The 19,857-nt window shown below is 58.4% G+C and carries 20 protein-coding genes and 1 other RNA gene; 7 read left to right on the forward strand and 14 right to left on the reverse strand.

Annotated features, from left to right (window positions below):
• Nucleotides 1–43: 43 nt before the first annotated feature.
• From NPS46_RS21195 to NPS46_RS21210, 4 genes are read right to left on the reverse strand one after another with little or no spacing between them, the layout of a single operon-like run.
• Entirely contained in the window at nucleotides 44–682 is a 639-nt protein-coding gene (locus NPS46_RS21195; RefSeq protein ID WP_274110654.1) for a hypothetical protein, read from the reverse strand.
• Nucleotides 657–1,826, reverse strand: a complete 1,170-nt coding sequence (locus NPS46_RS21200; RefSeq protein ID WP_274110656.1) for an XRE family transcriptional regulator — start codon at nucleotides 1,824–1,826, stop codon at nucleotides 657–659. Before NPS46_RS21200 ends, NPS46_RS21195 begins: the two co-directional genes overlap by 26 nt.
• Complete coding sequence (locus NPS46_RS21205) at nucleotides 1,823–3,196, reverse strand: 7-cyano-7-deazaguanine synthase (RefSeq protein WP_274110658.1); 1,374 nt, start codon at nucleotides 3,194–3,196, stop codon at nucleotides 1,823–1,825. The genes NPS46_RS21200 and NPS46_RS21205 overlap by 4 nt, the downstream gene beginning before the upstream one ends.
• Entirely contained in the window at nucleotides 3,196–3,801 is a 606-nt protein-coding gene (locus tag NPS46_RS21210; protein ID WP_274110660.1) for a hypothetical protein, read from the reverse strand. Before NPS46_RS21210 ends, NPS46_RS21205 begins: the two co-directional genes overlap by 1 nt.
• 274 nt (nucleotides 3,802–4,075) lie before the next feature.
• Here NPS46_RS21210 and NPS46_RS21215 point away from each other — a divergent pair, with 274 nt between their 5' ends.
• Nucleotides 4,076–4,423, forward strand: coding sequence for a DUF1413 domain-containing protein (locus tag NPS46_RS21215; RefSeq protein ID WP_274110662.1), 348 nt, complete (start codon nucleotides 4,076–4,078; stop codon nucleotides 4,421–4,423).
• Between the two features lie 84 nt (nucleotides 4,424–4,507).
• Nucleotides 4,508–4,798 (forward strand): hypothetical protein, encoded by a 291-nt coding sequence (locus NPS46_RS21220; protein WP_274110664.1) that lies wholly within the window; start codon nucleotides 4,508–4,510, stop codon nucleotides 4,796–4,798.
• 31 nt (nucleotides 4,799–4,829) lie between these two features.
• Here NPS46_RS21220 and NPS46_RS21225 read toward each other — a convergent pair whose 3' ends face one another.
• The 8 genes from NPS46_RS21225 to NPS46_RS21260 form a co-directional block, all read right to left on the reverse strand.
• Nucleotides 4,830–6,083 carry an integrase domain-containing protein gene (locus NPS46_RS21225; RefSeq protein WP_274110666.1) on the reverse strand — a complete coding sequence of 418 codons (1,254 nt, stop codon included), beginning with the start codon at nucleotides 6,081–6,083 and terminating at the stop codon, nucleotides 4,830–4,832.
• A 184-nt stretch (nucleotides 6,084–6,267) separates the two neighbouring features.
• Nucleotides 6,268–6,656: a transfer-messenger RNA gene (gene ssrA / locus NPS46_RS21230) on the reverse strand.
• A gap of 95 nt (nucleotides 6,657–6,751) precedes the next feature.
• Entirely contained in the window at nucleotides 6,752–7,024 is a 273-nt protein-coding gene (locus tag NPS46_RS21235; RefSeq protein WP_274110668.1) for a hypothetical protein, read from the reverse strand.
• Nucleotides 7,025–7,203: 179 nt separating this feature from the next.
• Nucleotides 7,204–10,014 carry an FAD-binding and (Fe-S)-binding domain-containing protein gene (locus tag NPS46_RS21240; RefSeq protein WP_274110670.1) on the reverse strand — a complete coding sequence of 937 codons (2,811 nt, stop codon included), beginning with the start codon at nucleotides 10,012–10,014 and terminating at the stop codon, nucleotides 7,204–7,206.
• Nucleotides 10,011–10,682: a LutC/YkgG family protein gene (locus NPS46_RS21245; protein WP_274110672.1), complete on the reverse strand. Its 672-nt coding sequence runs from the start codon at nucleotides 10,680–10,682 to the stop codon at nucleotides 10,011–10,013. The genes NPS46_RS21240 and NPS46_RS21245 overlap by 4 nt, the downstream gene beginning before the upstream one ends.
• Nucleotides 10,682–12,139, reverse strand: a complete 1,458-nt coding sequence (locus NPS46_RS21250; protein WP_274110674.1) for a LutB/LldF family L-lactate oxidation iron-sulfur protein — start codon at nucleotides 12,137–12,139, stop codon at nucleotides 10,682–10,684. The genes NPS46_RS21245 and NPS46_RS21250 overlap by 1 nt, the downstream gene beginning before the upstream one ends.
• Nucleotides 12,136–12,960, reverse strand: a complete 825-nt coding sequence (locus NPS46_RS21255) for a (Fe-S)-binding protein (RefSeq protein WP_274110676.1) — start codon at nucleotides 12,958–12,960, stop codon at nucleotides 12,136–12,138. Before NPS46_RS21255 ends, NPS46_RS21250 begins: the two co-directional genes overlap by 4 nt.
• 258 nt (nucleotides 12,961–13,218) lie before the next feature.
• The gene (locus NPS46_RS21260; RefSeq protein ID WP_274110678.1) at nucleotides 13,219–14,913 is read right to left on the reverse strand and encodes a lactate permease LctP family transporter; all 1,695 of its coding nucleotides are present in this window, start codon (nucleotides 14,911–14,913) and stop codon (nucleotides 13,219–13,221) included.
• A 260-nt stretch (nucleotides 14,914–15,173) separates the two neighbouring features.
• Here NPS46_RS21260 and NPS46_RS21265 point away from each other — a divergent pair, with 260 nt between their 5' ends.
• Nucleotides 15,174–15,941, forward strand: coding sequence for an FCD domain-containing protein (locus NPS46_RS21265; RefSeq protein ID WP_274110680.1), 768 nt, complete (start codon nucleotides 15,174–15,176; stop codon nucleotides 15,939–15,941).
• Nucleotides 15,942–16,002: 61 nt separating this feature from the next.
• Here NPS46_RS21265 and smpB read toward each other — a convergent pair whose 3' ends face one another.
• Entirely contained in the window at nucleotides 16,003–16,485 is a 483-nt protein-coding gene (gene smpB, locus NPS46_RS21270; protein WP_274110682.1) for an SsrA-binding protein SmpB, read from the reverse strand.
• Nucleotides 16,486–16,603: 118 nt separating this feature from the next.
• Between smpB and NPS46_RS21275 the strand changes: the two genes are divergently transcribed.
• From NPS46_RS21275 to NPS46_RS21285, 3 genes are read left to right on the forward strand one after another with little or no spacing between them, the layout of a single operon-like run.
• On the forward strand, nucleotides 16,604–18,007 hold the full coding sequence (locus NPS46_RS21275) for a sodium-dependent transporter (protein ID WP_274110684.1): 1,404 nt from the start codon (nucleotides 16,604–16,606) through the stop codon (nucleotides 18,005–18,007).
• 7 nt (nucleotides 18,008–18,014) lie between these two features.
• Entirely contained in the window at nucleotides 18,015–18,449 is a 435-nt protein-coding gene (locus NPS46_RS21280; RefSeq protein ID WP_274110686.1) for a type II toxin-antitoxin system RatA family toxin, read from the forward strand.
• Nucleotides 18,442–18,756, forward strand: coding sequence for an RnfH family protein (locus tag NPS46_RS21285; RefSeq protein ID WP_274110688.1), 315 nt, complete (start codon nucleotides 18,442–18,444; stop codon nucleotides 18,754–18,756). The genes NPS46_RS21280 and NPS46_RS21285 overlap by 8 nt, the downstream gene beginning before the upstream one ends.
• Nucleotides 18,757–18,818: 62 nt before the next feature.
• Here the strand turns inward: NPS46_RS21285 and NPS46_RS21290 are convergent, their stop codons facing one another.
• On the reverse strand, nucleotides 18,819–19,346 hold the full coding sequence (locus tag NPS46_RS21290; RefSeq protein WP_274110690.1) for an outer membrane protein assembly factor BamE: 528 nt from the start codon (nucleotides 19,344–19,346) through the stop codon (nucleotides 18,819–18,821).
• Nucleotides 19,347–19,444: 98 nt separating this feature from the next.
• Between NPS46_RS21290 and fur the strand changes: the two genes are divergently transcribed.
• Nucleotides 19,445–19,849, forward strand: a complete 405-nt coding sequence (gene fur / locus NPS46_RS21295) for a ferric iron uptake transcriptional regulator (protein WP_274110692.1) — start codon at nucleotides 19,445–19,447, stop codon at nucleotides 19,847–19,849.
• Nucleotides 19,850–19,857: the final 8 nt, after the last annotated feature.

Here is a 19,857-nt window from a genome sequence, read left to right on the forward strand (position 1 = left end):
AGACTTATACAGCTAATTTTTAGCTGTATAAGTTGGTCCAGCATTACTGGTTAACACTGCGGCGCTCTGTCAGCTTAAGCTTTGCAAGCCTCCTAAGGCTTGGGCATAAACCTACGTTTTCGCATCCGATCACCTTTTCAATCCAGTCGAATTGGCTGTCTCGGACTTGCATTCTGGCGTATTTCAGCGCTTGAAGCGTTGCATCGGCTAAAGCTTTATCTCCGATTGAAATACGCACGGGTTCGTAAGCAAGAATATCGACTGTAGTAATAAGTTTGAGTGTTTCAAAGCGTTGGGAGGAAATTTGAGTTGCTTTTTTTTCATCAATGACAGCCGTGAACCCGTTGCTATGTGCAAGCGCGAGTGTCGCGGCTTCTCCGTCTCCGAGCGAGGCCGCTGTGGATCCGGATACCAAGTCAAAGAAGTGCTCTAGTGCAATGCCAGAAAGCTCTTCTCTCTTTAAAATTTGATTATGGATTAGCTCCGAAAGCTGTTTGGGCTCAGGCCGGCCGTTTACTGCTCCTAGCTCAATCTCCCGTATTACATTGTCGGTGACGACAATTGGAGTCGGAACTGCTTGCAGGATTGCGCTTGCATAACCGGTCGCCAGCAAGTTTATGATGACACTGGCGTCGAGAACGAGAATGCTATTTCGATCAGTGAGACAGCTTGAAAAGGTCATCAACCTCATCCTCTTCTGCCTCATCAAGCAACTCGCGTACTTTCGCCCTATCGAGCTTAAGCAAATCCGACATTTGCCCTTCGCTGATTAGATCTTTCTTCCACGCATCGATAGCTAACAAAAAAAGCCTCGTTGATTGCGCGCCTTCCACAGGCGTGGAATCGTGAGCTATCGGGCCTAGTACCTGTTGGGCTTGGTCGTCGGTTATACCGCCATTATCCATGAACCAATCCCAAGTACCCTTTTTCGTCAGGTCCAATTCTTCAAGCCTCATCACCATCGCCTGGCGTGAAACACCAAAGAAACTAGCGAGCAGGATGATGTGCCGACGAGTGAGGTGGGTTGATCCAATGGTCACTTCCTTGAACTTTTCCATGACAGTACGGGCTGGCGTTAGAAACGCGCTTCCGAAAGCGTTCGCGTAACGCTCTTCACGCGAGTTCTCATACTTTTCGGCTTGATAGATCTCGGGCTGACGCCGCGTCGCTATAAAGTGCCCGAGCTCGTGGGCGCCAGTCTGAGTTTGACGATCCTTCCGATGTACTGCATTTATTAGCATACAGGCGCCAACGGCGTCGTCATAGGCAAACAGCCCAGACACTTTCGATTCAAGTCTCCGGCTATAGACACGAATTCCAAGTTGCATCTCTATGAGCGAAAACAGATCTTGAATCGGGCTCTCGCCGAGCCCTAGCCAGCTTCGGAGGCTATGTGCATCGTGCTCCGCTTGTTTGCGTACATCGCCAGGTAAGATGCTTTTTTCGGTCGGATAATTCGAGGTTTTCCGAACACCTAAAATGTTCTCAAGTTCTACTTCCGCCCTGACGAGATCATTCAGCATCCGAGCAGCTTGGTCGATGCCTGCATCACCAGTGTCTGGGAGTGAGCGGAAACGAGGAACAAGATCCACATGGACCGCTTCTCGGCGTAGCAAAGAGTTAGCAGATACTCCATAACAGCGACTAAGCATCTGGATCTCGTCAAGCCTTGCAGAGCGCTGCCCTTTTTCAATGGCCACGAGAGTGGTTCGAGCAAAGCCAACTGCTTTGGCCGCTGCGTCTTGGGTCATGGCCGCGGTTTCGCGCGCGACCTTAAGTCGTTCACCCAGTTCAGCTGGGTTCAGTTCAAAGTCTGGTTTGGTCATGATGCGCCATCTATCCACTTTCTCACGAACGACTCTGATCTCATATCGCTCGTGAACGCTGACCATTCCTTGGCATGTTGTTGCAGGAGCCTGTCAAGGTTCTGCGCCACGGCATGTGGCGACTCGGCCAGAGCTCGAGCCAGTTCGCTCGTTCTGCGGCGTTTGATCAGTTCGTACTGCGAAGATTCCCGAATCGAAGAAAGGTGTTCGAAATGAAGCACCCCTGCGATAGCGTATTGTCGCAAGGCTTTAGTAAAACTGGTGAATTCTTTTGCTGCGCCTGTTTCCCAGGTCGGGCTGTCTAGGGATTCCCATACATAGTTCGTTGGTGGCTCCTCTAATCCTGCAGCGTGAACGCTAAGGCGGCGAAGCATACACGCGGCACATATGCCGCACTGCCTTCTTGCGCCTGAAACGGCTACCTGTCGGGATTGCTGCCAGCACGACCTGGTCGTTATCCAATTCGCGCTAGGGCCACAGGTTTCCACAAACTCGCGTAGGGTCTCGCCTTTCGTCATCCAAAGCCTGGGAAAGGTGTACTGGAATCGATAGCCTAGAAGTGCTTCGATAAAGCACTCCATCAGCTTGGTGAAGACGGGGTGATTTCGATAGTCCTCATACCCATGTGCAACAGGAAGGAGCACAGGTGCAAGTGCACCTTGTCCGCTTTCGGGGATGATGGCCATTGGAGCATCAATTAAATACGCCGCAATTGCAGATATGATGCTGAACTTGAATCCGCGGCTGCGCGCACTTCTCTCGGCGCTTCTTGCATCATCGAGCTTGACTGAATATGGGATGGCCGTGAATGGAATCCTTTGGCGTTCCTTCTTTGAAATGTCGTGTTGTTTGCTCCCTATTCGAAGACGAATCAGGCGTTTACCTAGGCGTTTGCTCTCAAGCTCAGAGACCGCACGGGAGTCCATTCCGTCACTGAAAGCAATGACCGCCTCTGCATCGGAAGGAAAAGCTATTTGGCCTTGTGGCGGTCTCTGTGCGGCTTGTTTTCGAGATCGAAAGTTGAAATGCCAGTCGTCGCCGGTCAGGAGGTTCAGCGCGTTGACGAGCGCTCGATCTACCTTGTTACTCGACCACCGTTCAACGTCGTGTACTGGAACATGCACGATGAACCGCCTGCCCCAACTCATGGTGCTGCGGACAAGGATGCGATCACAGAACTCGACTGCAGCGGCTATGAGTAGTGCGTCATGAGTTACGGGCTCCCATTTGTCATGGGATGAGAAGGATGCGAGAGCCTCAAGGTCGAACTCGATGTTCTTCTCGATGTAACACGGGACCACACCGTTTCTTTTGCGGGCGCCAGGTTCAAGTATATCTACAGCTATTTCCTTAGGCGGCAAGGTGTTCATCACAACGATACCCCGTCATCAAGACCTTCCATCTTCCTAGGTGGGAGGATTCGAGCGGGCTCTGGACCCACAAGATCCAGACCGAGTTGGGTGCTCGATAGAGTAGAAATGGCATTCTGGAGTCTCTTACTCACGTACTCTGCTCTTTGCTCATTCGAGTCGCGAAGGTAGTGTTCTTCGATCGACCGTATGTTTGCGTGGCAGCGGTCTTTAGCGGCGAGGCCTACCGCCTCATGGAATGCTTCAATTCCAAATTTGCCTTCATGGATAAGAGTGATGCTCCATTCCACAAGATTCGTTCCAAAAACGGAGGCTGCTGCTAGGGCTTTCGCATTTTCAAGTTGATCCAGCGCAAGTTCCGGCATTTCCAGAGAGTTATCACAGCCGGTAAAGACTGCTTTCAAGGCTTCCATCAGATGCCACGAGACCTCCATTTTGAAGTCGCTGGCAACTGCGTGCGTCGTTGCCTCTGCGATCTGGGAGGCGTCGTAGGTGTCTTGGTCCGCACGTTTTGCCAGTTCTTTCCATGGCTTTCGCAGCTTCAAGCTTCTATGTGGCCCATCGCTCATTTCGTCCAGCCCCCCAGTGAATACCGGTTTTGACATTGTCAGATATTAGTACTAAAAATCTGACAATGTCAAAGTCGTAATCAGAACGAACGGGGGTAAGCGATCGGGTATCCCGGTCTTGCATAGCTAAATCGGTTGTCAACGATGCGGGAGCAGCTCCCCGATTGTCACTCGCCAGCTGCGTGGGCGGGCGAATAGGGAATTACGTCACCCAAATAAATTGCATATCCGAGTTGTATTTTGCATTTTTAAATGCAATTGTATTTGCGGTTGTTAATTGCATTTTGCAATGCGCGCACTAGGAGCTTCCATGGTTATCTCCCTCATGCTTACCCCTGAGCTCGCTGCCTGGGCACAAAAACAGCCCGACGTATCGGCAACGATTCTAGCTTTGTTGCAAGCGCACGTGAAAAGTACGGATACCCCTGCAGATCGCGCCGCCGCCGTCCTAAAAGAAAACGTCCTGAAATTGCCCGAGGGCATGGAGTTCGAGATACCTCAGATCATCGGCCAAGAGGTCTGGCAGACCCTTGATCGCTCCAGCCGGGTGACTTTTGGTAAGCAGGTAAAACGTGAAGCAGCGGATTTCGGATTGGAATTCATCCGCACCACGGCTTCCCGTCATGCGGTGTACAAAAAAAGGGTCGTTGCAGGCTGACGACTCAACCTGCAGGCAACGTCGAGTAGCACAATTAAAGTGCTTGGAACGCTAGATATGGGGGGCTCTATGAAGACTTGGGGAATGCGTAGCAATTTCGACTACCAGGGCACGGTACTGACCGGTACTACTATCACCTATGGCAAAAATAGAAAGATCCATGTCAGTGCCGAGCAGTATGCGGCACTGAGAAATACCTTCCTTAACCGTGCGGTGCCTATTGGGGCATCTCGGACAAGCGCCGATGCTGACAGTATTGGTGCTTGGATTCAGGCGAATATCACCCCGGTGTCGATCGCTTCTTATGTGGGGCCAATTTTGCTTGAGGGGTATGCGGAACGGGTCGGCAATTCGCATATCCGCATTGTGCGTTAACCGCGTAGGTTTAGCTTGTTAGAGCCAAGCCTCACAGAGGGTTTCTACCTAGTTGAGAAACCCTCTGGATGGCTGAAACTGACAAGCTTCCTGTGGCGGCTTGTTGGATGTGGTCGCTCCACCAGGTCATCATTGGGCGTCTTCTCTCAATATAATCCGCACGATTGTAGGCGCTACGCACCTCGTCTTTGTCCACATGCGCAAGTGCGACCTCGATTAGCTCCGGGTCCCATCCCTGTTCGTTCAGGATAGTACTGGCCATGGAGCGCATGCCGTGGCTCACCAAACGCCCTTCAAAGCCCATACGTTTCAAGGCCATGTTTGCGGTCTGGCTGTTGCAGTGAGTTCGTGGGTCTCTATCTGCTGGGAACACGAACTCCCTATGACCGCTGTAGGGTTTTATTGTCTCAAGCAGAGCAAGTGCGTGTTCGGTCAGTGGTATGACGTGAGCACGCCGCTTCTTCATCCGCTCTGCTGGGATCGTCCAAGTTTTCTTGTCGAGATCGATGTCAGCCCAGGAGGTCGTGGCGGCTTCCGCAGGACGGGTCATGGTGTGGAGTTGCCATTCGATTAGGCAGCGTGTTGTTCTTTTTATGCTCGCATTAGCGATGGCAACCATTAGCTCTGGCAGCTCTTCGGGACGGAGGGCGGCCATGTTCTGCTTTTTCGGCTTTTTGAAAACAGCTCGGATGCCGCTGAGCGGGTTGGCAAAGATCATTCCCGAGTTCACACCGTAGGTCATGATCTCGTTGAGCCGTTGGGTCAGTCGCTTCACTGTCTCCAGGCTGCCTTTGGTTTCGAGGGGGCGCAGCAGTGCGATGACCGTCGGGGCATTGATCTGCGAGATAGGTTTTGTTCCTAGCGTTGGAAAAACATGCAGTATGAGTGAACGCCAGATGTCTTCGGCATAAGCCTGGGTGACGGAATCTTTTTTCAGTTCAAACCAAGCGGACGCCACGTTCTCGAGTGTGTGCTCAGTTGCCTGCCTTTTTGTCTGCTCCAGCGCACTACGATGTTCCTTCGGGTCGATGCCTTGCGCGAGAAGCTCTCTGGCTTCGACCGTTTTCTTCCTGGCTTGCGCGAGCGAAAGTTCTGGGTAGGTGCCGAGGCCCATGTTGATACGGTTCTTGGTAACCGGCTGCCGATAGTTGAAGTTCCATAGCGTAGAGCCATTGATCCTCACGCGCAGCTGTAAGCCGTCTCCATCGCTGAGGACGTAGTCCTTGTCTTTCGGCTTTACCGCTTTGAGCTGGCGGTCAGAGAGGCGGGTGGCTTGGGCGCACATGAGGTGTTCCATGACATCGATTGGTATTCCAAAAATTACCACTGAAGGGCTTGGAATACCATCTGGAATACCGGGTTACGTGGATTGTGTCGGACGCCCATAGACGCTAATAGACGCTAAAGCCTTGATTTTGCTGGATTGCAGGCACAAAAAAGACGTCCTTGGACGTCTTTAGATGTAAAGTTGGTGGAGCCGGGGGGATTTGAACCCCCGTCCGCCAGTACTCCGCTGTCGGTACTACATGCTTAGCCGTGTCTACTGAGTTAACCCGCGGCCGCCCGACGGGCAGGGTGCTTTGGGCGAGTTGTGTAAGTTTTAGCCGATTCGTCCACAACATACTGCACGGCGATTCTGTTCTATATGACAATCATTTTGGGTTTACAGACATCCCCTGATGATTGCTGGACCCGAAGGTACCAGAAGAGCGATCTAAGGCTGCTTACGCAGCGAGAGAAGCCCCGTAGTTTTCGTCATTGGCAACTATAGAAGTTGCAACAGTGGATTTACGAGTTCTGTTACCAACTCGGCATGCACCTAAAGTTTCGCAACCGGCGTCGAATCCTAAACGGCCCCGAAGCATGCTGGCGACAAACCAGCAGGTTCGTGCAGTGTACGGCAATGTACGCCATAAGGCCAATCCGAAGCGCGGCCTTATGGCGTTGCGGGGATCAGCCCTTGCCTTTTTGCGCGTCAGCGAGGATCTGGATGGCCCGTTGGCTTTCGGTAATGCAGGCCTTGTCGTCGCCATTGTCCTTGGCCATCTGCGCTGCCCGTTGGGCTGCCAGCAGTTCGCCTTGGGCCGGTTCGCCGATGGTGCCGGCCGAGGTGATGCCGTCCTTGACCTTCTGCAGGTTTACATCGCACAGGTCCTCGGCCGCGAAGGCGGGCGAGGCGAGCAGGGCGCCAGTGATCAACAGTCCAGCCAGTACGGAACGCTTCATAGGGATCTCCTTGCCTATCGAGACTCGGAATACCGGTCAGTGGGAATGGCCCGCCGAGTAGGTTTAGGCCACGGGTGTTCGTGGCTTATTCAGATGGACTGCGGGCGCGCCCAGGCGTTCGGTTTAGTGGCGACAAAGATGAAAAAAGGGCCATAAGCCCTTTATTCATGACTGCTGGTTTAGAGCGCCTTGGCCTGGGTGACGCGGTCCACCAGATAGACTAAGCCGTGATAGTCGATCCCGCCATGTTGGCTCAGGCCGATTTCACAGGTGCGGCTGGTGGAGATGCCTTCTTCGCAGTACTGCACCGCATCCTTAAGGCTGCGCAGCGAGTGGGCATTGAGCTCGGGGGTGGTGAAGCCCTTGTCGCCGGCAAAGCCGCAGCAGTGGATGCCTTCGGGGATGACCACGGTCTTGCTGCAACGCCGCGCCAGGTCGATCAGCGCCTGGCTTTCGCCCAGGTGCTGGGTGCTGCACGTGACATGCACGGCGATGGGCGCGTCCTGGGGGGTGAAGTCCAGGCGGTCGACCAGGTGCGTGCGGATAAACCGGACCGGGTCGTAGAAGTCCAGCCGGCTTTCACCCAGGTCCTGGACCAGGCGCAGGGTGCAGGGGCTGGTGTCGCAGTAGATCGGGTCGAGGCCGCCACGGCTGGCGTGCAGGAGTTCGCCAATCAGCTCCTGGCGCTTGTGTTCGGCCTGCTCGGCATAGCCTTTGGACGCGAAGGGCTGGCCGCAGCACAGGTTGTCCTGATTGTCCGGGAAGACCACCTGGAAGCCGGCTTTCTCCAGCAGCCCGCGGGTTTTGTCGAGCAGCGACATCTGTTCCTTGTCGCTCGCCGCCGGGCCCATGACCCGCGAGACGCACGCGGCCAGGTAGACCACCCGTGGCCGTTCGTCCTGCACTGCCGGGCTAAAGCGGATCGGCCGTTCGGGCTGGGGCATGGCCGGCGTCCACTGGGGTACACGGCCCTTGGACAGCTTGCTGAGCGTCGCCGAGATTTTCGCCAGGCGTGGCGCACCCAGCAGCATGCGCGCGCCATTGGCCACGTGCAGGGTCAGGCGGGCGCCTTGCAAGGCGGTTTGGAAGTGATTGCCCAGCCAGTCGGCGGTCTTGGCGTGATGGGCGTTCTGCCCGCGAAGTTTTTTCACCAGTTCGCCAGTATTGATCCCGACCGGGCAGCGCTGGGCACAGAGACCGGTGGCCGCACAGGTGTCGAGGCCGTAGTACTGATAGGCCGCTTCCAGTTCGCGGGTGTCGACGCCGGCGCGTTTGCGGTCCTGGATATCGCGCCAGATTACGATGCGCTGGCGCGGGCTGAGGGTCAGCCCTTTGGAGGGGCAGACCGGCTCGCAGAAGCCGCATTCGATGCACTTGTCGACGATCTCGTCGGCAGCCGGCAGTGGCTTGAGGTGCTTGAGGTGGATCTGTGGATCTTCGCTCAGCACCACGTCCGGGTTGAGAATGCCGTTGGGGTCGAGCAGGCGCTTGAGTTGCCACATCAGTTGATAGGCATCGTGGCCCCATTCCAGCTCGACGAAGGGCGCCATATTGCGGCCGGTGCCGTGCTCGGCTTTAAGCGAACCGCCAAATTCCACGGCAACCAGTTGGGCCACATCGTCCATAAAGGCCTGGTAGCGGGCGACTTCCGCAGCGCTGTTGAACCCCTGGGTGAAGACAAAATGCAGGTTGCCTTCCAGGGCGTGGCCAAACAGGATTGCTTCGTCGTACTGGTGCTTGTCGAACAGCGCGATCAGGCGATTGACGCCGATGGCCAATTGCTCGACGGGGAAGGTGACGTCTTCGATGATCACCGTGGTGCCGGTTTTGCGCACCGCGCCGACGGCGGGGAAGGTGTCCTTGCGGATCGCCCAGAGGCGGGCGTTTTCCACTGGGTCTTCGGTAAAGTCGACCTGCTTTTCCACCGGGAACGGCGCAAGCGACGCCATGATCTGTTGCAGCTGTTCATGCAGCAGGCTGGACGAGGCCGCGCGCGACTCGATCAGCAGCGCGCAGGCGGTGTCGGAGAGTTCCCGGACAAAGCTTGGCATCCCCGGCTTGTCCTGGACCGAACGCATGCTGCGCCGGTCGAGCAGTTCCACGGCCGAGACTGGCTGGCTTTTGAGCACGGTCACGGCGGTGCAGCAGGTTTCCACGTCCGGGAAGACGATCAGCGCCGACGCCTTGTGTGGGTGGTCGAGCACGGTGTCGTAGGTCACTGCGCTGATAAAGCCCAAAGTGCCTTCGGAGCCGACCAGCAAGTGGCTGAGAATCTCCAATGGCTCGTCGAAGTCCACCAGGGCATTGAGGGACAGGCCGGTGGTGTTTTTCAGACGGTACTTGTGCCGGATCTTGGCGGCGAGTTCGCTATTGGCGCGGGTTTCGCGCCCCAGGCGGGCCAGTTGTTCCAGTAGTGCACTGTGACTCTGGCGGAAGGCCGCGACACTGGCTGGGTCCTCGGTGTCGATACGGCTGCCGTCGGCCAGCACCAGGCGGATACCGGCCAGGGTGTGGTAGGTGTTCTGTGCGGTGCCACAGCACATGCCGCTGGAGTTGTTGGCGACAATCCCGCCGATCTTGCAGGCATTGATCGAGGCCGGGTCCGGGCCGATCTTGCGCCCGAACGGTGCCAGCCAGGCATTGGCCTGGGAACCGATCACCCCGGGTTGCAGGCGGATCTGCGTGCCCTGGCCGCGAATCTCGCGGCCGTTCCAGTTGTCGCCCAGGACAATCAGCACCGAGTCACTGATGGCCTGGCCGGACAGGCTGGTGCCGGCGGCGCGGAAGGTCACCGGCACGAGATGGCGCTGGGCCAGGGTCAGCAGCGCGACGACTTCGTCTTCGGATTCGACGCGGATCACCAGCTTGGGAATCAGTCGGTAGAAGCTCGCGTCGGTGCCGAATGCCAGGGTCGAGAGTGGATCATCGAAACGCCGGTCCTGGGGAATCAGGCGCTCGGCATCGCGTAGGAAAGCGGCGGGCAGGCTCATTGGTCCTCCAGGATCAAGACGACCAGGTCTTTCGGCCCGTGGGCGCCGTATGCCAGGACTTGCTCGATATCGGCGGTCTTCGACGGCCCGGACACCAGCAGGGCATTGGTTGGCATGCCGGCGGCCCAGTTCTGGCGCTGCTGGACTTGATAGAAATTGTCGTGAATCTCGCTGGCCTTGAGCAGGGCGAAATGCACGGGCGGCACCAGGCTCATCAGTCGCGGCTCTTCACGGGTTGGCCAGACAATCAGGCTGCCGGTGGCGGCGATGGCGCCCAGGGTGGTGGTCAGGCTGGCCGGGGTCTCGTTGAACAGCTCGGCTTTCCATTCTTCCACGGGCCGGTCATAGGCCTTGAGCGCGGGCAGTTCGGGGTGCCCGGCCCAATGTTCGACCACGCGCTGGCCGTGGGGCGTGCCCGGGGCGATCAGCAGGCTGGGCAACTGGCGGTCGCGCACCAGCTGGGCCAGCAGTTCGGGCCAGGCCTGTTCCGTGCTCAGATGGATTTCGGTGTGCACCGCTTCCATCTGCTTGCGCAGTTGGGCGATACGCTGCTCGGGGGCGTAGGTCCAGGGTTCGGTGACCAGCGCCTCGTCGAAGTTGTCGGCGACCGGCGTGGTGCCTTCCAGGCTTTTGCGCAGCTTGGCGAGAATGCTCTGCTTGGCGCTCATCATTGGTCTCCCGACTGTTTCGACAGATGCTCGCGGGCCAGGTCGTGCAGCGAGCGGGCGGCGGGTTTCGGTGCGCTGTGGTTCTGCGTCCAGGGGCCGACCTTACTCGGGATCAGGGCGCGCAGGCGCGTCGCGGCGAAACCGAAGGCGCGATACAGGGTCGGCGAGCTGTTGAGCCTGGCCCAGGCATTCCAGATAAAGCGCTCTTTGCGCGAATATTTGCTGCCCTGGCCACGCATGACCTGATGCGGGCTGTCGGGTGCCTTGACGTTTTCTTCGCGCAGCCGGCGCAACAGGGCCGGGATCGGGATCTTGACCGGGCAGACTTCACCGCAGGCGCCGCAGAGCGACGAGGCGCTCGGATGGTCCGGGACCTTGGCCAGGCCGACCATGTGCGGGGTGATGATTTTACCGATCGGGCCTGGGTAGACCTCGCCATAGGCATGGCCGCCAATGCGGGTATAGACCGGGCAGTGGTTCATGCAGGCGCCGCAGCGGATGCAGTTGAGGGTCTGGCGCAGTTCGCTGTCGGCAAAGGCCTGGCTGCGGCCGTTGTCCAGCAGCACCAAGTGCACTTCCTGGGGACCGTCGAGTTCGTCGGCCTTGCGCGGGCCGGAGATCATGTTGACGTAGGTGGTGATCGGCTGGCCGAGGGCCGAGCGGGTCAGCAGGGACACCAACGGCACGACATCGCGCAGGTTCTCGACGACTTTCTCGATCCCGGTCACGGCGATATGCACCGGCGGCACGGTGGTCGACATGCGCCCGTTGCCTTCGTTTTCAACCAGCAGCAGGGTGCCGGTTTCGGCTACCGCGAAGTTGACACCGGACACGCCGATATCCGCTTCAAAGAACTTCTGGCGCAGGACCTTGCGCCCGATCTGAATAAGTTGGTCCACGTCCTTGGTGTATTCCACGCCAAGTTTGTCGTGGAACAAGGACGCGACCTGTGCGGCATTCTTGTGGATCGCCGGCATAATGATGTGTGAAGGCTTCTCGTGGTCGAGTTGGACGATAAATTCGCCCATGTCCGACTCCAGGCATTCAATGCCTTGAGCCGCGAGGACATGGTTCATCTCCATCTCTTCGCTGACCATCGATTTGCCCTTGATCACTTGCCGCGCCTCGTGAGCGCGGATGATCGAGAAGACGAGGTCATTGGCCTCGTCCACCGTTTCCGCCCAGTGCACTGTCACACCGTTGCGGGTCAGGTTCTGTTCCAGGCGCTCGAGCAACTCGGGCAGCTTGGATAACGCGCGCGCACGGATGGCATTGCCCAGTGCGCGTAGATGTTCCCGTTCGTGGGCATCGCTGAACGATGCCGCACGTTTGGTCATCAGTGAATCCATGGCGCTGCGAAAGTTGTTTCGCAGTTGGCTGTCGCCCAGTGCCTCGTGAGCCCGGGCGCGAAAATCTTCCTGTACTTCTACTGTAGGAATCAGCGTCGGCGTGCTCATTGGGCACCTCCGGTACGCTGCCAGAGGAAGCTGGCCAAGTGTTGGCCGCGCAACGCCTCCTGCTGTTTCTCCAGCGCTCCGTTGATATTCATCAGGCAGCCACAGTCGGCACTGAGTACCTGATGGGCGCCGGATGCCTTCAAGGCCCGGGTCTTGTCCGCGACCATAGCCCCGGAGATGTCTGGCATTCGGACGCTGAATGTCCCGCCAAAGCCACAACATTCGCTCTCGTGGCTGTGATCGACCCGCTCTACATTGCGCAATTGCGCCAGCAACTCACGGCCGTGCAGGTGCGTGTTCATCTCCCGCCGCGCCGAACAGGACGTGTGCAGGGCGACCTTGACCGGTGCACCACTGTCATTGAACTGCACCTTGCAGACAAACAGCAGAAACTCGGCCAGCTCGTAGGTGCGTGCGGCCAGGGCGCGCACCTGTTCGAGGGTGTCCGGCTCGTCCTTGAACAGGTCGGCGTAGTGCTCGCGCAGCATGCCGGCGCAGGAGCCCGAAGGCACGACCACCGGGTAGTCCTCGGCAAACAGCGCCAGTTGCGCGCGCGCGACATCCCGCGCCTGATCGGTGTAGCCCGAGGTGTAGGCCGGTTGTCCGCAACAGCTCTGGCCCTGCGGATAGTCGACCCGAATCCCTTCGCGCTCGAGCAGGTGAATGGCATCCATCCCGGCTTCGGGATAGAACAGGTCGACCACGCAGGTGCCGAACAGGTAGACCCGGCGCGGTTTCTCGCTGGGGTACTGACGGGGTTGCGGCAGGGGCGGGGCGACGCGTGTCGCATTAGGCACGGCGTTGTAGAAAAGCTCGCTCATCAGGCGTGTCTCCGGGTGGTCCCGGTTATCCGTCTGGCCAGCTGCTGAAAGATAGAACCTGAAGCTTTCAGCAACCTTGCAGACCGGGTTGTGAGTAACAGATGCCTCAGGGGCATCGGTCAGTTAACGGCACAAACTGGCGTGGAAACAGCCGTTGGCCGCGACCGGATTCGGTCGCGGCCAACGGCTGTTGCCTCGTATTGCCTAACCGACCCCGGTCGTGGCCGGGGTCGGTTTATACGGTAGTGCGTGTGCTGATTAGTGCACCAGCATGCCGGTGAACCAGTAGGCCTGGGCCAGGGTGATCAGGCCGACGATAGTGGCGAAGAACAGGCTGTGCTTGAGGGTGAAGCGGAACAGGTCCGATTCCTTGCCTACCAGCCCGGTCGCGGCGCAGGCCACGGCGATCGATTGTGGCGAGATCATTTTGCCGGTGACGCCGCCGCTGGTGTTGGCCGCGACCAGCAGGGTGTCGCTGACGCCGATCTGGTGCGCCGTGGTGGCCTGCAGCGAGCTGAACAGGGCGTTGGACGAGGTGTCCGAACCGGTCAGGAATACGCCCAGCCAACCCAGGAACGGCGAGAAGAACGGGAAGGCAGCGCCCGTGCCGGCCAGGACCAGGGCCATGGTCGACGACATGCCCGAGTAGTTGGTGACAAAGGCGAAGGCCAGCACCATACCGATGGACAGAATCGGCCAGCGCAGTTCGTAGAAGGTTTCCTTCAAGGTGGTCAGACCAGTTTTGACGTTGATCTTCAACACCAGCATGGACAGCAGGGCCGAGAAGAAAATCGCGGTACCGGTGGCCGAGATCGGATCAAGCTTGAACACGGCCGCAATCGGGGTCGGTGCGGCAACGATCGGCGCGACCTTGATGACCATCTGGTCCAGGTGCGGGATGGCGAAGTTGAACACCCAGCTGTACATCGAGCCGCCGGCGGCGAACATGGCCTTGAAGGGCTTGAGGGTCCAGATGGTGACCAGCACGGTCAGGATCAGGAACGGCGACCAGGCTTTGAAAATCTCACCCAGGGAGTAGGGCGACGCCGTGGTGCTGCGCGGCAGACCGAAGCCGCCGGCACTGGCCGCGACGGCTGCGCCGCCGGTGACGCCGGCAATCTGGGTACCTGCGGCACGCTTGGGTTGCCAGATTTTCAGGAACAGGGTCAGGGAGATCAGGCTGGCGAGGGCCGAGGTGATGTCCGGCAGTTCCGGGCCGATAAAGTTGGAGGTGAAGTACTGGGTGATGGCGAAGCTCAGGCCCGCGACCAGAGCGGCCGGCCAGGTTTCCTTGACGCCGCGCAGGCCGTCCATCATGAACACCAGCCAGAACGGCACGAACAGCGACAGCAATGGCAACTGGCGACCGGTCATGGCGCCGATCTTGAACGCGTCGATGCCCGTCACCTGGCCTGCCACGATGATCGGGATGCCCAGGGCGCCGAATGCCACCGGCGCGGTGTTGGCGATCAGGCACAGGCCGGCGGCGTACAGGGGGTTGAAGCCCAGGCCGACCAGCAAGGCTGCGGTGATTGCCACCGGCGCACCGAAACCGGCGGCCCCTTCGAGGAAGGCGCCGAAGCAGAAACCGATCAGCAGCACTTGCAGGCGCTGGTCATCGGTAATCGACAGCACGGAGCTGCGGATGACTTCGAACTGGCCGCTCTTGACCGTCAGTTTGTAGAGGAACACCGCCGCGACGATGATCCAGGCGATGGGCCAAAGGCCATAGGCAAAACCGTAGCCGGCGGCGGCGAACGCCATGTCGACCGGCATCTGGAAGGCGAAGATCGCCACCAGGATGGACAGGGCCAGCGTGATGCTCCCGGCGACGTGCCCTTTGAGACGGAACACGGCCAAGGCCAGGAAGAAAAATACGATGGGAATCACGGCCGCGAGTGCGGACAGGCCGAGGCTGCCGAGCGGACTGTAGAGCTGTTGCCAGGTTTGCATATGGGGTGGCCCCTAATTGTTGTTGGTCAGGCGCTGATAAGCGGTCTTGGATAATTGGTAATACCAATTTACAATCGCTGGACGCTAGGTTAAAAGCCTTGCGGGTCATGTGTCAATTTGCCGCTTTAAAACTTTTGTCTTGTGCGCGGGCCAAGCGTCGACTGAGCGGGTGATTTTGTGCGCGTCTGCCTGGTGTTCTCAGGCTGCCAATAGGCCAGAATAGGCGCCCCGGCAGGCGTTCGGGTGGTAAGGAGTAAGTGATGGGGTTTGATCTGGTTCGTCAGCGCCGTTTGTCTGACGATATTGTCGAGCAGCTTGAGGGGATGATTCTCGAGGGCACGCTCAAGTCCGGTGAGCGCTTGCCTGCCGAGCGGGTTCTGGCCGAGCAGTTCGGGGTTTCCCGCCCTTCGTTGCGCGAGGCGATCCAGAAGCTCGCCGCCAAAGGGTTGCTGGTCAGCCGCCAGGGCGGCGGTAATTTTGTCGTGGAGTCGCTGGGTTCGACCTTTAGCGATCCGTTGTTGCACCTGCTGGAGAGCAACCCGGAAGCCCAGCGCGACCTGCTGGAATTTCGGCATACCCTGGAAGCTTCCTGTGCCTACTACGCGGCGCTGCGCGCGACCGAGGTCGACCGGGAGCGACTGCGCACGGCGTTTGAGTTGCTTCAGAGCTGCTATTCACGGGTCGATGAAGTCAGTCGTGCGGAAGAGGGCGAGGCCGATGCCAGCTTTCACCTGGCCATTGCCGAGGCCAGTCATAACGCCGTGTTGCTGCATACCATCCGTGGCTTGTTCGATCTGCTCAAGCGCAACGTCGTGACCAATATCGGCGGCATGTACAAACAGCGCACGGAAACCCGCGACATGCTGATCAGTCAGCACCGGGAGCTGTACCTGGCGATTATCGAAGGTCGAGCGGAGGATGCTCGTGAGGTGTCCAGCCGGCATATCCTGTATGTGCAGGAAGTGCTGGAAGAAGTGCGTCAGGAAGTTCAGCGTACGGCTCGGGCCGAGCGGCGCAACGCTTTCTAGCGCGACCGCGGGCAGTCAGGTGGTAGCCTGGCTTGCCCGTGGCGACAGGTCGAAGGACTGATCAGTCCTCCTTGCCCTTGGTGCGCACCGCGCGCTGCAATTCGCGGTCGGAATCGCGTTCGCGTTCGGTATGACGCTTGTCGTATTCCTTCTTGCCCTTGCCCAGAGCGATCTCGCACTTGATCAAGTGCTTGCTCCAGTACAGCGACAGGCAGACGCAGGCATAGCCTTTCTGCTGCACCGCGGCGTAGATCTTTTCGAGTTCGCGCTGGTTGAGCAACAGCTTGCGCGTACGCGTTGGATCGGCAATGACATGGGTGCTGGCGGTGGTCAGTGGCGAGATATGGCTGCCGAATAACCAGGCTTCGCCATCCTTGAGCAGCACGTAGCTGTCGACCAGCTGCGCCTTGCCAGCACGCAGACTTTTTACTTCCCAGCCGGCCAGGACCAGACCAGCCTCGAACCGATGTTCGATGAAGTAATCGTGACGCGCCTTTTTATTCTGCGCGATGGTCCCTTCGGGGTGTTTCTTCTGTTTAGCCATAGGGGCGGCATTATAGGGAGTTGCGCGCGAGTCGGCTACGGTGAAGCTGCGTGCTTGAGCAGGTTGAGTGAATCCCGGACAATGCGGCCTCTTTTTTGATCGGTTGGGCGTGCAAGAGATGTCGACAGACAAGGTTTCTGTCCACGGTAGTTGGGCTAGCCGCTGGATATTCATTCTCGCGGCCACTGGTTCGGCCGTGGGTTTGGGCAGTATCTGGAAGTTTCCCTACATGGTCGGCGTCTATGGCGGTGGAGCCTTTGTCCTGGTGTTCCTGGCCTGCATCGCGCTGATCGGCGTGCCGGTGATGATGGCCGAGACCCTGATCGGTCGCCGTGCCCGCCAAAGCCCGGCCAATGCCCTCAAGGTTCTGGCGCTGGAGGCCGGGCATTCGGGGCGTTGGTCTTGGGGCGCATTCGCCGGGATGATCACGGCGCTGCTGATCCTGTCGTTTTATAGTGTGGTGGGCGGCTGGTCGCTGGACTACATCATTAATATGGGCCGTGGCGACTTCCAGGGCGTGTCGCCCGATCAGGTCGGCGCCTATTTCGGCGGGGTGATAGCTGATCCGTGGCGGTTGGTGTTCTGGCATACGGCATTTATGGCGCTGTCGGCGCTGGTGATCGCCAAGGGCGTGGTCGGCGGCCTGGAGCGCAGTCTGCGGATCATGATGCCCCTGCTGTTCGTGATGCTGCTGGTGATGCTGGGTTACAGCATGACCACCGGGCACTTTATGGAAGGCGTGCATTTTATGTTCGACTTCAACCCGGACAAGGTGCTCGATGGCTTGCTGGCGGCCATGGGGCATGCGTTTTTCTCGCTGAGCGTCGGAGTGGGGTCAATCATGATCTACGGCGCCTACATGCCCAAAAACACCTCGCTGTCGGGCACCGTGGTCGGTGTGGCGCTGCTGGATACCTTTGTTTCGCTGCTGGCGGGCCTGGCGCTGTTCCCCATTGTCTTTGCTGCGGGGCTGAACCCGAGCGAAGGCCCGGGCCTGATGTTTGTCAGCCTGCCGTATGCCTTTGGCAACGTTGCCTTTGGCCAGGTCATGGGGGTGGTGTTCTTTGTACTGGTGGCGATTGCGGCGTGGAGTTCGGCGATTTCCTTGCTTGAGCCCATGGTTGCCTATCTTGTGGAGCGCACGCGGGTTCGCCGTGGGTGGGTGACGTTCTGGCTGGCCTTCAGTTGCTGGTTTGTCGGGCTGGGGACGGTGTTCTCGTTCAATATCTGGCAAGAGGCCAAGTTCTTCGTGAACGACGGCGGCGTTTTCCATCTTTATCAATGGGGCGCGCAGAAGGGCCTGGATTTCTTTGGCGTCATCGATTTCTTCACCTCGCGTATCATGCTGCCCCTCGGCGGTCTGTGCTTCGTGGTGTTCGCGGGTTGGGTCATGGGGCGTGAGGCGGTTCGCGATGAGCTGTCGATTCGCCGTCCGGTGCTGTTTGCCCTGACTTTATTCTTGATGCGCTATGTGGCGCCGATCGGCATTCTTATCGTGTTTGCTGCTCAGCTGTGGAAATGACGTCTATATGACTACGCATATTCAACGCTCGGCCTTGCTGCCTTATCCGGCACAGGCCCTCTATGACCTGGTCAATGATGTCGCCAGCTACCCGCAGTTTCTGCCGTGGTGCTCGTCCAGCCAGGTGCTGGAAAGCTCGGAGGTGGCGATGCGCGCCAGTCTTGAAGTGGCCAAGGGCGGATTCAGCCAGCATTTCGTTACGCGCAATACGCTGGTGCCCGGGCAGTCCATTGAGATGAACCTCGAAGAAGGGCCTTTCACCCAGTTGCACGGTGTCTGGGTGTTCAAGCCGCTGGGTGAAAAGGCCTGCAAGATCAGTTTGGACCTGGCCTTCGACTATGCCGGGCCGATTGTTCGAGCGACCCTGGGGCCGCTGTTCAATCAGGCGGCCAATACCCTGGTGGATGCTTTCTGCCAGCGCGCCAAGCAGCTGTATGGCTGAGGCGATGATCGAGGTCGAAGTGGTGTATGCCGCTGTCGATCGCCAGCGTTTGCTCAAGGTGAGCGTGCCGGTAGGTACCCATATGCGGGCGGCGGTGTTGGCCAGCGGGATTGGCGAGGTGTTTCCCGAGCTGGATCTGCAGCAATGTCCGCTGGGAATCTTCGGCAAGGTGGTCGCCGATCCGGCTGGGCGAGTACTGAGTGCCGGGGAGCGGGTTGAAATTTATCGACCCCTGCTGGCGGACCCCAAGGAGATTCGTCGGCTGCGCGCCGCGAAGGCGGCCCTGGCCAGAGCCGCTCAGCCGTAGCGATTGGGCCAATGCCCAGGCCAAAAAAACCCGGGATCTCCGGGTTTTTTTGTGCGGCCAGGTTACTGCGGATCAGTGTCCAGCGGTTGTGGCGTTGGGACTGGCACGGTTTTTACACCATCCACATCTTTCTGGATCTGGTCGAGCAGCGAGCCGGGTTTGGCTGGCTTCTCAGGTTTCGGCGCTTCGACGGCCTGGGTTGGGGCGTTCACGCTGTTGCTGCTTTCCTGGCCAAGAATGGCCTGATCGCGGCTGACACCGGGCATGAAGTCGCCGGAAAGGCTCACAAGTTGGTCATCGGCATTGAATACAACGCTGATCCGTTCCTGTTGGCGTTCACCGCCTCCAGGCTGCAGGCTATACAGGTAATCCCAGCGATTGGCGTGGAACGTGTCGGTCAGCAGGGGGTTGCCCATGATAAACCGTACTTGTCGGCGGGTCATTCCCGGCCGTAACTGGTCTATCATGTCCTGCGTGACGACATTGCCCTGCTGGATGTCGATTTTGTAAACCCCGGGGAATGAACAACCGGCGAGTGCGAGCAGTCCCACAAAGGTGAGGCTGGTTAGCAAGAGCTTGGTGTTTTGCATCGGTGGGCGACTTCCACTATCTTGGCTGGGACAACGTAAACCCCGATCATACCCGCATTAAGAGAAGCTGCGAAGCAGCATCCGCGAGAAAGCTGACCATGGTTGAAAATAGCGAACTACGTAAAGCCGGACTTAAAGTGACCCTGCCACGGGTCAAGATTCTTCAGATGCTCGATTCCGCCGAGCAGCGTCACATGAGCGCCGAGGATGTTTACAAGGCGTTGATGGAAGCTGGCGAGGATGTCGGTCTGGCCACGGTCTACCGTGTACTGACCCAGTTCGAAGCTGCCGGATTAGTGGTTCGCCACAATTTCGACGGTGGCCACGCGGTATTCGAACTGGACAACGGCAAGCACCACGACCATATGGTCATGGTGGATTCCGGTGAAGTCATCGAATTCTTCGACGAAGAAATCGAGAAGCTTCAGAAGGCAATCGTCGAGAAGCATGGCTTCGAGTTGGTGGATCACAACTTGGTGCTGTACGTACGCAAGAAAAAGTAAGCATGTCG

The organism is Pseudomonas putida, from assembly GCF_028682395.1.
In the GTDB taxonomy this organism is placed as follows: Bacteria; Pseudomonadota; Gammaproteobacteria; order Pseudomonadales; family Pseudomonadaceae; genus Aquipseudomonas; species Aquipseudomonas putida_AB.